Genomic DNA, 13,559 nt, shown 5'->3' with positions numbered 1-13,559 from the left:
CTGTTTCGCTTTACGACGTCCCCCTCCCCACACTTCCCCTGCAAAAGTGACTCTTCTTATCCTTGCCCCATCCGCTCCTTGAATCTCAGCGCGCAGCTTTGCCTAAAGACCGGATACTATTCAACAAGAGCTTCCGATAACGGATGTCGGTTGCATACACCGTGGAAAGAGATTTTCGTGCCGTGAGTGAGTTCAGTGCCGACAACCGCTCCCCCTTCCCCATCGACATGCTGGGTGACCTTGCGTCCTCGCAGGGTAACGTCCGCAACTTCCTCGAGCAGGTAGTTCTCGCTCCGCTCAATGACGAAGCACAGGAGGAAGCTGGTGCTGCAGCGGCTGCCAATGCACTGGAAGCTCTCGGCGAAGTCTACGACGTCGGCGGCGAAGAACTGGCTACGGGATTTCGCAGTGTAGCTGGTGCCGAAGATGCCGCTGGCGGTGCCCGTGTGCTCTCGCAGCCCATTCCAGGTGTCGAACGCGATCAGGGCGCAGCCGCTTTCTTCGATGTGGACAACACGCTTGTCCAAGGCGCATCAATCTTCCTCTTTGCCATGGGTTTGGTCGAGCGCGGCTTCATCAAGAAGCGTGATTTGGCCGGCATGATTTGGAAGCAGCTGAAATTCCGAATCTCAGGCGCGGAAAACGCTGCCGACGTAGCTAAGGCCCGTGAACAGGCATTGGAGTTTTTCGCCGGCCACGATGTGAATGAAATGGTCAAACTCGGCGAAGAAATCTTTGAAGAAAAGATCAGCGACCGCGTTTACCAGGGCACCCGCGATCTGGCGGAACTACATATCCAGGCTGGCCAAGAGGTCTGGCTGGTCACCGCCACCCCGGTGCAGCTGGCCCAGGTTATCGCTAAGCACATCGGACTGACCGGCGCCCTTGGCACGGTCGCCGAGGTCAAAGATGGCAAGTTCACTGGCCGCCTGGTAGGCGATATTCTCCACGGCCCGGGTAAGAAGCACGCGGTGGCAGCTCTGGCAGCCTCTTCTGGGTTGGACATGTCTCGCTGCACGGCATACTCAGATTCCGCCAACGACATTCCCATGCTGTCCATGGTGGGCACCGCCGTGGCCATCAACCCGGACCGCAAGTTGCGGAATTACGCCCAGAAGATGGGGTGGACTATCTACGACTATCGCCACTTTCGCTCCGCAACCTTCGCCACGATGCGGTGGCTCTCGATCGGAGCACTGCTGGCAGGAGCTGTCGGGGGCGCGGGACTCGTCGGCAAGCGACTGTGGGACGCGAACAAGGAAAGTTAAACGCTGCTAGGCGCACTCGAGAGTTAGTGACTGCGTTTATGACAAAAATGGCTCGAAAAATGGCATGAAAGTGTCATAAACTCCTACAGTTTCACATTTGCAGCCCGTAATCGGCAGCCCGTGATTAGCCCCCAACGACAAAACCCGCCCTATCTCAACGAGACCGGGCGGGTTCTGCTTTTAAAACGTGTACGCGACGCAGCACGCGCGCTCCTGCGATAACGGCAGGAATGCTGGCTTACTTGCCGAGCTTACGACGCTGCACGCGGGTACGGCGAAGCATCTTGCGGTGCTTCTTCTTCGACATGCGCTTGCGACGCTTCTTAATGACGGAACCCATCGGCTCGACCTCGCTATTCGTTGACGGAAATTTCTTTTCTTGCACAATGGCGGCGTACTCAATGCGGCCTTACAACCGCCGAGATGTCACGCCCTTTTTCCTTCCGCCTTCACAGCTAGATACTTCATGACTTGAAGACGATAGGAAACAGGGGCGCAGCACAGCACCATGTACTAATCGGATTAATCATAGCGGGGACATATGCGTTCAGGTCAAACAGCCCCGCTTAAAGGCAGAAAAAATTAACCCGCGTTGTAGAAGGAGGAGTCCAGGTATTCCTTGACTGCGGACTCATGGACGCGGAAAGAACGGCCAACGCGCACTGCCGGCAGCTCGCCAGCGTGAACCAGGCGGTAGACGGTCATCTTGGATACGCGCATGATGTCAGCAACTTCTGCAACGGTCAGAAAGGTGCCTTTATCTGCATTCTGCATTAGTAAATATTCCCTTCAGCGCACGCGACGCGCTGCAGGCTTCCCCTCCTGCAGAAAATCGTGACACGCACGTGCTTTTCATATCCTACCGGTAGGCAAGGTGCCGGTGCGATTTTTGATAAAAAATAGGGGCATTGGCGAATGGTGTGACAGTTGTGACTAACCCATCGTCCCTGCGTATCGGATTAGCTACTGCCGCTGACCATTTCCAATGCCCCAAATATTGGGGTTACTTGTACACCCGCCTCTACTCGGCGAAATGCTTATTTACCCATCTCGTTGGCCTTGTCATAGCAAGCCTGCAGCGCACGATGCACCGCGCGACGAATGCCTTCTTCCTCGAAAACTCGGGTGGCCGCAGCGGTTGTACCGCCCGGAGAGGTGACATCGGCACGCAACGCAGTCGGGTCCGCGCCTTCCTGCATCATCATCTCGGCTGCACCAGCAGCCGTAGCCGACGCCAGACGCTTAGCCTGATCACGCTTGAGGCCCAGATTCACACCCGCGTCGGTCATCGCCTCGACGAACTGGAAGAAGTAAGCCGGACCGGAGCCCGAGACTGCAGTGACTGCAGACATCAGCGACTCATCGACAACCTCAACGCTGCCGACCTTCTTCAACAGTTCGACAACCTCGTCGGTCTGGCTCTCCGTGACAAAGCGGCCCGGCGCGACTGCACAGACCCCCTTGCCCACCAGCATCGGGGTATTCGGCATGACGCGGATCACCGGAGTACCGACAGCACAGACGCTTTCCATCTTGTCCAGCGTGATGCCAGCCGCCATCGACACCACAATGGTGTCGACCTCAGAGTCATCGAGCACGTCGGCAATCTGCTCGAGCATGTCGATAATCAAGTACGGTTTTACGCACAAGAACACCACGTCGGCACCGTCGACGGCCCCTACTGGGTCGTCGGCATCGACAATGCCGTAGGTCTCCTTCAGACCGGCCAGGCTCTCCTTGGTGCGCCCCACCACATAAATCGAGGAGGGCGAGACACCACCGTCGATGAGACCACCGACGAGTGCGCTACCAATCTTTCCGCCACCAATTACAGCAATTCTTGTCATGGACGCTAAGTGTGCCAAAACTGGCCCACACATGCGAATGCAGGGACCGGAAAACTACGCTTCCGACCCCTGCATCAGGTGATGATTATTCTGTTGACCCCACTACAACTGGAAGAGAATCCAGGGGCCAAATGTCAGCGCCAAACCGACAAGTCCTGCGAGAATCGGTGTCAGTTTGTCCTTCTCACGGCGCAGGTAGTTCGCCATTCCCGCGAAGCCACCAGCGACCACGAGAGCCATGATGACAACCACAATCTTTGGCAGCGACGACCAGGCCATGGTGAAGCCCAGGAACACCAATGCACCAGCAATCAGACCCACGAAGACCTGGATTAGCAGCAACGGCACCGAGAGGGAATTGTCCTCGGCGTAGCCATCGCGCGCGACGGCCTTGCCCTTGGAGCTCTTGGATTCTTCACGCTTAACGACGTCCCGGGGCTCCGCCTGCTTCTCGTCAGCTGCGGCCTGGGTCGGTGTGGTCTCGACCTGTGCAGCCTCAGTGGGGGCGTCCTCGGCCTGCTCGATATCGGCCTGTGCGTCTTCTGCCTGTGCAACTTCAGGAGCGACAGCGGCTGCCACTGCCGCCTTGGAAGCGGCACCGGTATCGGCGTCAGCGTCGGCAGCCTCGAAGGTAGCGGTTTCCTGAGCAGCTTCAGCCTCAGCAAATTGTTCACCGTCGACGTCATCCGATTCAGCGGATGCCTCGGACTCTTCGTCGACATTGTCCTGGACAACCGGAATGGAGGCAGTCGGACGGTCGTCGTAAGCGTTGGAACCGGTGAGTACCGCACGAGCGACTGGCCCCGGCTCCCCAAGCTGCTGCGACTCGTCTGCCATGTCACGCAGTTCGGTGAAGGTGTAGGTAATCTCCGAACGCTCGGAGTTGACCATGACCGGACGGGGTTCCATCGGAATTGCCAATGGCACCGCAGGGGCTGCTGGCTGCGCAGTTGGTGTGCTCTGCGCGGCTTGCTCCTGCTGCGGAGCTGCCGGTGCAACCGGTGCAACCGGTTCTTCAGCAACTTCGGCAACCTCGTCAGCTTCGGCCTCAGCGACCTCGGCGTCAGCTACTTCGGCGTCAGCCTCAGCTAATTCCGACTCCTCTTCTTCCTGATCAGCAGCTTCAGCCTCGGCCTCAGCTTGAACCTCATGCTCCGACGAATCCGCCCCTTCAGCAACTACCACTGGCTCAGCGACAGCCTCCGAGTGCTCCGGAGCTTCTACCTCCGGTTCGGTTGCCTGCGCTTCTTCGGCGGCGTTGGCCGCAGCTTCGTCGGCAAGCAAATCACTCGTAGTCGTCTGATCGTCGTCTGCGTTGGAAAGAGCGTGAGCACCACGTCGCGGTTCGTCGGCCTTTACACGAGGGATTGAGCCGGTGAGCTCCTGAACAGACACACCGCCTTCTTCAAGGCTGCGTCGACGGCGGCGCCGCGGTGGTTCAGAGGGGGCTCCCTCCTTCTGCCGCCGCGCCAGCAGTTCGGCAACGGTGAGCTTTTCCTCGCTCATCTCAACCCTTTCCGTATAGGTCACTGTCCAGTCGTCGGAAGATAATGCCCTCACGCAGCGCCCAAGGACAAATCTCGACCTTCTCTAATCCCAATGCTCGCATACTAGCCTCTGCAACGAGAGCACCTGCGACAATTTGGTGAGAACGATTCGCACTAACACCCTCAAGTTCAGCACGGTCAGCCGCCGTCATGCGGGAAATAAACGCAATCAACTGGCGCAAACCAGCGGCAGTCAGAGTGCGCTTAACCCGGGGACCAGCAGCGGAAGGCGCCGCACCGGTCAGGCGAGCGAGAGTGCGGAAAGTCTTCGAGGTGGCGACAGCCAAGTCCGGCTCACCAAGCGTACGCAGATGACGAGCTGGCTCAGCGAGCTCAGCATCAATGTAATCGCGCAGCAGGTCAATCTTCTTGCGCTCCGGCGGATCGGTCTCGAACCACTCGTGGGTCAACCGTCCCGCACCGAGCAGCAGCGAGTACGCGGCCTCCGGATCTTCATCAGTACCCGACGTCAGCTCAAGAGAACCGCCACCGATATCCAGGTTGATTAGACGACCAGCAGACCAGCCGTACCAGCGCCGTACTGCCAAAAAGGTCAGACGAGCCTCATCCTCACCGGAGAGAATCTGCAGCTTAATGCCAGTTTCTTTCTCAACGTGGGCGAGAACCTCGTCCGCATTCGTGGCATCGCGAACAGCTGAAGTGGCGAAGCTAATCATCTCTTCGCACTTCATCTGCTCAACCAATTCCTTGGATTCAGCGACGTAGCCCGTCAGCTTGTCAATGCCCTTCTTGGACAGGTTGTTGTCCTTATCCAGGTACTCGACCAGCTTCATCGTCGACTTGGAATCGCTCATCGGAGTCGGATGTCCGCCCCGGCGGGCGTCCACCATCACCAAGTGGACGGTATTACTACCTACATCTAATACACCTAATCTCACTCTTAGTAGGTTAGACGGTCTACGGTGTATTGGTGTGAATCAACCCCACCCCCGCCCCGGTCGTGGACCGCAACCGTCTCCCGCTGAAGTCGCCTATGACTTTCCCCGCGAGTGGTTCGAGTTCGCCCACCCGGAGGACCCAGAACATATCATCACCTGCGACCTAACCTGGTTGATGAGCTCCTATCAATGCGCTTTCGGCACCTCCGCTTGCCAGGGCATCGACTCCGCGAACGCGGATGTCGGATGCTGTGGCCATGGCGCCTTTATCACCGACGAAGAAGACCGCGAGAGGGTTATTGACGTCGTAAAGCGAATGGAAGGCGACTCCGCAGAGCCCCAGTGGTGGCAGAACCGCCCCGAACAAACTCTGAAGTGGCTTGAAACCTACGAAACCGACCCCTCCGAACCGTTGGAACCGTGGTTAGTGTGGGACGAGCTTGACGACGAAAACGGAGAGCCTGAGCCTGCTCTGAAAACGAAGGTCGTGAAGAATGCCTGCATTTTTGCCAACCGTGACGGATGGCGCAATGGTGCGGGCTGTGCCATCCACCAATGGGCGATGGCCAACGACATTGACCCCGTAAAGGTCAAGCCGGATGTGTGTTGGCAGGTGCCGCTGCGCCGACTGGAGGACTGGGAGGAACGCCCGGACGGCCAGGAGATTCTGCGCACGACCATTACCGAATACGATCGTCGTGCCTGGGGCGATGGCGGCGAGGACTTTGAATGGTTCTGCACGGGCGCGCCGGCCACACATACCGGTGGCGAGCCGGTGTGGCGCACGCACAAGTCCGAGCTAATAGAGCTCATCGGCGAAGAGTGCTACGAAATTCTGGCGGAGCACTGCCGTGCCCGAGAAATAGCGGGCGCGGCCAAGGCTTTCGGGCCGAGTGGCTACCCACTGCTGGCGATTCACCCGGCCACACGCGCAGCGGCCGAGGGGCTGGCGCCGGACGAGGTTTAAGTCGGGGTTTCTCAGACCGACGGCGGAGATTGTCGGCAGCAGTCTGCTGAGCTAGTCCTCGAACTTGTAACCCAAGCCGCGAACGGTGACCAGGAACTCCGGCGAGGAAGGATTGCGCTCGATCTTGGAGCGCAGGCGCTTGATGTGTACGTCCAGCGTCTTGGTGTCGCCGACGTAGTCGGAGCCCCAGACGCGGTCGATGAGCTGGCCACGGGTTAGCACACGACCACGGTTGCGCAGCAAGTACTCCAGCAGGTCGAATTCCTTGAGCGGCATTGCGACATCATCGCCGTCAACGGTGACTACATGGCGCTCGACGTCCAGCACGACCGGGCCGCCGCGCAAGACCTCCTCGTAGATATCCTCGACATCGTCGGAGTCGTCGTGGCGACCGCGGCGCAGCACAGCCCGGATACGGGCAATAAGTTCCCGAGAGGAATACGGCTTGGTCACATAGTCATCCGCACCAATTTCGAGGCCGACGACCTTGTCAATCTCAGTGTCACGGGCGGTCACCATAATCACTGGGACAGAGGACTTTAAGCGGATGTTTTTGCAGACCTCGGTGCCACTCATACCTGGCAGCATGAGGTCCAGCAGCACAATGTCCGGTTCTGCCTTGGAGAATTCTGCAAGTGCTTCCTGGCCGTCAGCGGCCATCCGCACCTCGAATCCTTCGCGCTGCAGCAGAAACGCAAGCGGCTCCGCCAAAGCCGTCTCGTCTTCGACAATAAGTACCTCAGTCACGGATTACTTCATTCCTTCCTTGGAATCCTTGTTCTGGGAATCCTTATCCTTGCCACGGGTTTTGCCCGTACCGCGCTGCGCGTTTTTCTTAGCCGCAATTTTACCCGCAGGCTGGGTGTGGCCGATTGGCAAACGTGCAGATACATCGCCATCATTCGACGCGGAACCGTTCTTTTCCATCAGCGGGAGCTCAATGGTGAAGGTCGATCCTGTGCCCAGCCGACTCCACAGCTTCACGGTTCCCTTGTGATTCGCTGCGACGTGCTTAACAATTGCCAAGCCCAGACCGGTACCGCCTGTCGCCCGCGAGCGTGCCTTATCCGCACGGAAGAAGCGCTCGAAGATACGCTTCTGATTCGCCTGGGAAATGCCGATACCGCGGTCAGTGACGCGGATAGCGACGGTGTCGTTATCCTCCTTGACCGCAGTCACAGATACAGGCGTGGCCTCTGGCGAGTAGTTGATCGCATTTGAAATCAGGTTGGACACCGCGGTAATCAGCAGGCTGCGTTCACCTTCAACCACCAAATCCGGCTCACAGTCAACGGTGATTTCAATACCCGCCTGCTCCGAGAGCATCTGGTTACGACGCACAGCTCCCTGGACAATCTCTTCAACCCTCACGGGAGACATGTCCGGCAGCGGCTCTGCCCCCTGCAGCTTCGACAGCGAGATGAGTTCCGTAATCATGGTCGACATCCGCTTGGACTCCTGCGTCAGGCTCTCACTGAAGTGACGCACGGCAACCGGGTCGTCGGTAGCTTCATTCAGCGCCTCGACCAAGAGGCTGATGGCCCCCACCGGAGTCTTGAGCTCGTGGGAAACGTTAGCCACAAAGTCACGTCGCGCGGCCTCCATACGGGCCTGTTCGGAGACATCCGCCGCATAAATCACCACAAAACGGTCGTCCACCAGTGACAACGGAGTTAGCTGACAGCGGACAATTGTGTCCGGCGCCCCCGCCCGGCGCGACGGCAGCACCAGCGTTAGCTCCTGGTCCTCCTGCGAGTCAAAGACCTTGAGCGCAGCTTCCCAGCCCACGTCATTGAGGCGGCGCTCATAGACCAGCCCTAACTTGTGCGCCATGGAGTTCGACAAAATCAAATCACGTGAGATGTCAACGACCACCACACCCGTCGGAGACTTCTGAATGGCCAGGTGCATGACCTGCGCCATGGTGGTTATTGAACTTTCCTCGTCGCTCTTCTGACGCCGAGCGGCGTTATAGGCACCCGAGACAACTCCACCAAGAATCAGCACAGCTGCCATAACCGCAGCACCTAATAGAGCGGCGATAATGATTTTTGACACGGGTCTTACCCTAAGCTCTTTTCACAATCCGCGCGCGCTGAAAATCAGTGCGCTAGCTAGCTCTAAATAGACCAAGGAGCACAGCCCCACTTGGCTGCGCCCCTTATCGGCCTATCAAACACCTACATTTTTACTTGTTGCCCTGAGCGGCAACAGCAGCAGCACCTGCAGCTGCAGCTTCCGGATCCAGGTAGGTGCCACCCGGGTTCAAAACCTTGCCCTCAGCATCAAAGTCGTAAACCAGCGGGATACCGGTCGGGATGTTCAGAGCGGCAATGTCCTCGTCCGAGATGTTGTCCAGGTGCTTGACCAGTGCACGCAGGGAGTTACCGTGAGCTGCCACCATGACAGTCTCACCGGACTTCAGACGCGGCAGGATTTCCTCTTCAAAGTAAGGAATGAAACGCTTCACGACGTCCAGGAGGCACTCCGTGCGCGGAACCTCATCCAGGTTGGCGTAACGCGGGTCATTAGCCTGCGAGAACTCGCTGTCATCCGACAGCTCCGGCGGCGGAGTGTCGTAGGAGCGACGCCAGGACATGAACTGGTCCTCGCCGTACTTCTCCTTGGTCTCTGCCTTGTTCAGACCCTGCAGAGCACCGTAGTGGCGCTCGTTCAGACGCCAGTCACGGATAACCGGAATCCACAACAGGTCAGCGGTATCCAGGGCAATGTGTGCGGTGTTAATTGCGCGACGCAGCAGCGACGTGTAGAGAACCTGCGGCTTCAGGCCTGCCTCTACGAGCATCTCACCGGCACGTACTGCCTCAGCGCGGCCCTTGTCGGTCAGTGCAACGTCGACCCAGCCCGTGAACTGGTTGGATGCGTTCCACTCACTCTGGCCATGACGGACAAGAATCAGTTTTCCATTGCTCATACCCCTAATTGTGCCCCAAAACGGGAAAGCCCGCCGTTCGTTGCCCCGCTATGTGGGTTGCTACCCCCGGCTACTCAACCATGTGGCGGAACTGCTCCAGATTGGCCAGGTTTTCCCCACGGTCAACCCGCCACTCCCACTCGCGCTTAATTGCCGATGCAAAGCCGCGTTCGAGGATCTGGTTGAAGTCCCCATCGGCCGTCTCGAGCAGCTGACCGAGGAGGCGGTCGAGGTCATCGTCGGAAAGCTCAGCGGGCAGTTGACCGACCAGGTAGATGTCGCCGGCGGCGTCGATGGTGTAACCGATGCCGAACAGACGACGGTTGCGCTGTAGCAACCACTTGTAAACGGCCTCGTGGTTTTCTTCGACCGCGCGACAGACGAAGGCTTCAACACGCAGGGAGTCCGGTGCCGGGATGAGGCCGACGACAGTCTTGAGCTTCTTCTTACCAGGCAGGACCACCACGGCGGCATTGTCTGCAATACCATGCTCGACACCGAGGCGTTCCAGCTGCTCACCGAGGGATTTCAGCTGTACTTGGATGTCCGTGCTCATCGTGAATCATCTCCCTGCTTTTGTGGCTACGGCTCTGGCGGTACTGAAGCTAACGAAACCTACCGGGAGCCGCCCGCATCCCGGATAGAGCCGGGACAATTTTCCTTTTGGAGTTCGGTTCGATGATAGACATCGGCCAACCGATCCACGGTCTTTTGCCAGGAAAACTCCAGGGAGTGCTCGCGTGCCTGGGTGGCCAATTTAATGCGTAGCTCGTCGTCCTCCACCAGGCGACCGAGGGCATCGGCCCAGGCTGCGGGCTCGTGACCGTCGACAAGCAAACCGCTGACCCCATCGTCGACAGCGATGGAGAGTCCGCCGACATTCGCCGCGACGACGGGAGTTCCGGTGGCTTGAGCCTCCATCGCCACCAACCCGAAAGTTTCGTTGTAACTGGGCACGGCGACAATATCTGCGGCCTGGTAGAGCTTCGCCAGATCCTGCGGCGGGCGCGGGGGCATGAACCGGACTAGGTGATCAATCCCCTCTTCCGCGGCGAGATTGGTGAATTCGTCGGGCGCGTGCAGCCCAGAACCGGACAGGCCACCGCAGATAATCACTCGGACATTAGTGGCGGGATGGCGACGCATGAGCTCACCGACACCCCGCAGCAATACCTGCGGGCCTTTCAGCCGCTGCAGCCTACCGACGAACAAAATGACCTTAGTGTGCAACGGGATGCCCAGCTCACGACGGGACCGCTCGGTGGCACGATCACTGCCCGGCGAAAAGAGCTCCACGTCCACCCCGGGCGGCACGACATTGATGCGCCACGGGTCGGCATCGTGGAGATCCGCGAGCTGCTTAGCCTCGGCATCGGTGTTGACGATGAGCCGGCACGCATTGTCCACAATCTGCTGCTCACAGATACGCCGAGACTCCGGCTCCGGCGTATCTCCCTCCGCCAGATGGAGATTCTTCACTGCCGCCAGCGTGTGCGCCGTGTGCACAAACGGAATGTCAAGCAAATCCGACAGCAGCCACCCCACCTGGCCAGAGAGCCAGTAGTGCGAATGGATCAGGTCGTATTCAATCCCCTGTTTGCGGGCGAATTCAATGACCCCACCGGCAAAGGCCGGCATCTGCGTAGCCAGGTCTGACTTCTCTAACCCCTCATAGGGACCAGCCACAATGTTGATGACGCGGAAGTTCTCACTGACCTGAATCACCGGCCCATCGCTGGAACGCGTGGCGCGGGTGAAAACATCCACCTTCACACCGCGTCGTGCCAGCTCCTCGCAGGTGCGCAGCACGTAGACATTCATGCCACCAGCGTCACCGATGCCCGGTTGCTCCAGCGGAGAGGTGTGCATGGAGATCATCGCGATGCGGTTCGGCCACGCCGGGGTGTTAGAGGTGGCTGCGTCTGCGCCCGCCGTTGCCGCCGGAAATGTTTCGCTCATACTGCCCAGAGTGCCTACGCCAGGGGCAACCCCGCAAATGAGTACCTCAAATACGTGTATCGGAATTCCGGCATCGCAGTGCGACGTACGGCACAATAGAGGTCGATACCTACTACGTCGTAGGTTATTATCACCTCACGACATATTCAGGTGCTAAACAAAAATTTAGGAGGACCCCATGGCCGATACATCCAGCTCACACGCTGCAAATGACTCTGCCCCAGCTCACGGTTCCGCACCCAACGCTGCGGTTTCCAAGGCCTGGCTGAACTTGTATCCGGAGTGGACCCCACCCCACATCGACTACAACTTCGACACCCTCCTAGACGTCTACCGCCACACTCTGAGCAACCACCCGCGCCGCAAGGCACTGACCTTCTTCGGTCGCTCCACCTCGTATGCGGAGCTGGATGCCAAGGTTCGCAGCGTTGCCGCCGGCCTGCGCGCACTTGGCGTACGCAAAGGCGATCGCGTGGCACTGCTCATGCCGAACTGCCCGCAGCACGTCATCGCCTACTGGGCAGTTCTGCACCTCGGCGCTGTTGCCGTAGAGCACAACCCCCTCTACACCGCGCACGAACTGCGCCACCCATTCAACGACCACGGCGCCCGCTTTGCCATCTGCTGGGACAAGATCGTCCCCGTACTTGAAGACCTCCGCAACAACACCCCGCTCGAGACCATCATCGCGGTCAATATGCTGCAGGACCTGCCGTTTGTCATGCGCACCGCCCTGTCGATCCCGCTGCCGAAGCTCCGCGCCGCCCGCGCTAAGCTGCACTCCTCCGCACCGCAGGTCATGGGTTTTGACGCTTTGCTTCACGACGCCGTCGGCGGAGATGGCCACGACCTCCAGGCCGATGAATCCATCACTGCCGATGACACTGCAGTGATGATGTACACCTCTGGCACCACGGGCTCGCCAAAGGGCGCACAGTTGAGTCACCAGGGGTTGGTAGCGAACATTCTGCAGGGTAAGGCCTGGGTGCCGGGCCTTGGCAAGGAGCGGGAAATCTCCCTCGGCATCCTGCCAATGTTCCATGCCTACGGCCTGACCATTGTCACCAACTTGTCCATGCTGATTGGCGCTGAACTGGTGCTGGTGCCGGCACCGGAGATTCCGCTGATTATGAAGGTGATGAAGAACAATCGCCCGACATGGGTGCCTGGTGTGCCGACTCTCTACGAGAAGATTGTCGAAGCAGCCGAGCGCGATAATGTCGATCTCTCCGGGGTAAAGTTTGCCTTCTGTGGCGCCGCTACCCTGCCGGTTTCCCTTGTACAGAAGTGGGAGAAACTCACTGGCGGGCGCCTTGTCGAAGGCTACGGCCTCACCGAAACGTCACCGATTATCGTCGGCAACCCGATGGACGGCAACCGCCGCCCGGGCTACGTTGGCCTGCCATTCCCCGACACCGAGGTTGCCATCGTTGACCCCGAAAATCCCACCAAACTCCGCGCTGACGGCGAGGAGGGCGAGGTCATCGTCCGAGGCCCACAGGTTTTCGCCGGTTATCTCAACCTCCCGGAGGCAACGGAGAAGTCCTTCACCGATGGGCCTGCTGAGCTTCCCGCTGGCGATCGTTGGTACCGCACCGGCGATGTCGGAGTCATGGAGTCGGACGGCTTCATCAAGCTGGTTGCCCGCATCAAGGAGGTCATCATCACCGGTGGCTTCAATGTCTACCCGGCCGAGGTCGAGGAAGTACTGCTCTCCCACCCAGACATCACCGATGCCACGGTCGTCGGCCTCCCGAAGAGTGACGGCTCCGAGATGGTCGTGGCCGCCATCACCCTTGCTGACTACGCCCGACTGGATTCCGACGCCTACCGCGACCACTGCTACGACAACCTGACCCGGTACAAGGTGCCGCGCGCATTCTTCCACCTGGAGGAACTTCCTCGCGACCAGATGGGCAAGGTCCGCCGCCGCGATGTCCGCGACGTGCTGCTCACGCAGCTGGAGCAGAAGGGCCAGAGCGTCGATTCGCTTTCCCACCGCAAGCACCATTAGTTCACGGTGGTTTTGTAGTTGGGATAGGGGCCTGAGTAGAGCGGGCTCCTATCCCTTTAAGGCGGACCCCGGCTCCCCCCCAGACTTAGTGACTAGGTTTATGACAAAAAACTGAGGGTGAAT

13 protein-coding genes are annotated in these 13,559 nt (G+C 59.1%); 3 read left to right on the top strand and 10 right to left on the bottom strand.

Annotated elements, in window-relative coordinates; genetic code table 11:
• The first annotated feature begins 143 nt into the window (after positions 1-143).
• Positions 144-1,268 (top strand): HAD-IB family hydrolase, encoded by a 1,125-nt coding sequence (locus tag EGX79_01665; GenBank protein ID AYX81004.1) that lies wholly within the window; start codon positions 144-146, stop codon positions 1,266-1,268.
• Positions 1,269-1,506: 238 nt separating this feature from the next.
• Here EGX79_01665 and EGX79_01660 read toward each other — a convergent pair whose 3' ends face one another.
• The 5 genes from EGX79_01660 to EGX79_01640 all read right to left on the bottom strand — a co-directional run bounded on the left by EGX79_01660 (position 1,507) and on the right by EGX79_01640 (position 5,513).
• Positions 1,507-1,608 (bottom strand): AURKAIP1/COX24 domain-containing protein, encoded by a 102-nt coding sequence (locus EGX79_01660; protein ID AYX81003.1) that lies wholly within the window; start codon positions 1,606-1,608, stop codon positions 1,507-1,509.
• 242 nt (positions 1,609-1,850) lie between these two features.
• Positions 1,851-2,042, bottom strand: a complete 192-nt coding sequence (locus tag EGX79_01655) for a DNA-binding protein (GenBank protein ID AYX81002.1) — start codon at positions 2,040-2,042, stop codon at positions 1,851-1,853.
• A 263-nt stretch (positions 2,043-2,305) separates the two neighbouring features.
• Positions 2,306-3,115, bottom strand: coding sequence for a pyrroline-5-carboxylate reductase (gene proC / locus EGX79_01650; GenBank protein AYX81001.1), 810 nt, complete (start codon positions 3,113-3,115; stop codon positions 2,306-2,308).
• Positions 3,116-3,217: 102 nt separating this feature from the next.
• The gene (locus tag EGX79_01645) at positions 3,218-4,621 is read right to left on the bottom strand and encodes a hypothetical protein (GenBank protein AYX81000.1); all 1,404 of its coding nucleotides are present in this window, start codon (positions 4,619-4,621) and stop codon (positions 3,218-3,220) included.
• Position 4,622: 1 nt separating this feature from the next.
• Complete coding sequence (locus tag EGX79_01640) at positions 4,623-5,513, bottom strand: Ppx/GppA family phosphatase (protein AYX80999.1); 891 nt, start codon at positions 5,511-5,513, stop codon at positions 4,623-4,625.
• An 82-nt stretch (positions 5,514-5,595) separates the two neighbouring features.
• Here EGX79_01640 and EGX79_01635 point away from each other — a divergent pair, with 82 nt between their 5' ends.
• On the top strand, positions 5,596-6,528 hold the full coding sequence (locus EGX79_01635; GenBank protein ID AYX80998.1) for a hypothetical protein: 933 nt from the start codon (positions 5,596-5,598) through the stop codon (positions 6,526-6,528).
• A 51-nt stretch (positions 6,529-6,579) separates the two neighbouring features.
• Here EGX79_01635 and EGX79_01630 read toward each other — a convergent pair whose 3' ends face one another.
• The 5 genes from EGX79_01630 to mshA all read right to left on the bottom strand — a co-directional run bounded on the left by EGX79_01630 (position 6,580) and on the right by mshA (position 11,422).
• Entirely contained in the window at positions 6,580-7,275 is a 696-nt protein-coding gene (locus EGX79_01630; GenBank protein AYX80997.1) for a DNA-binding response regulator, read from the bottom strand.
• Positions 7,276-7,278: 3 nt separating this feature from the next.
• The gene (locus EGX79_01625) at positions 7,279-8,586 is read right to left on the bottom strand and encodes a sensor histidine kinase (GenBank protein AYX80996.1); all 1,308 of its coding nucleotides are present in this window, start codon (positions 8,584-8,586) and stop codon (positions 7,279-7,281) included.
• A gap of 130 nt (positions 8,587-8,716) precedes the next feature.
• Positions 8,717-9,463: a phosphoglyceromutase gene (locus EGX79_01620; GenBank protein ID AYX80995.1), complete on the bottom strand. Its 747-nt coding sequence runs from the start codon at positions 9,461-9,463 to the stop codon at positions 8,717-8,719.
• Positions 9,464-9,533: 70 nt separating this feature from the next.
• On the bottom strand, positions 9,534-10,019 hold the full coding sequence (locus EGX79_01615) for a YbjN domain-containing protein (GenBank protein ID AYX80994.1): 486 nt from the start codon (positions 10,017-10,019) through the stop codon (positions 9,534-9,536).
• Between the two features lie 59 nt (positions 10,020-10,078).
• Positions 10,079-11,422: a D-inositol-3-phosphate glycosyltransferase gene (mshA, locus tag EGX79_01610; GenBank protein AYX80993.1), complete on the bottom strand. Its 1,344-nt coding sequence runs from the start codon at positions 11,420-11,422 to the stop codon at positions 10,079-10,081.
• 178 nt (positions 11,423-11,600) lie between these two features.
• On the opposite strand from mshA, the gene EGX79_01605 reads away from it, so the two are divergent.
• On the top strand, positions 11,601-13,436 hold the full coding sequence (locus EGX79_01605; GenBank protein ID AYX80992.1) for a long-chain fatty acid--CoA ligase: 1,836 nt from the start codon (positions 11,601-11,603) through the stop codon (positions 13,434-13,436).
• Positions 13,437-13,559 lie beyond the last annotated feature (123 nt).

This window comes from Corynebacterium jeikeium, assembly GCA_003955985.1.
Classification (GTDB): Bacteria; Actinomycetota; Actinomycetes; order Mycobacteriales; family Mycobacteriaceae; genus Corynebacterium; species Corynebacterium jeikeium_D.
Note: the sequence above shows the minus strand (reverse complement) of the source record. Positions and strands in the feature narration are given on the sequence as shown.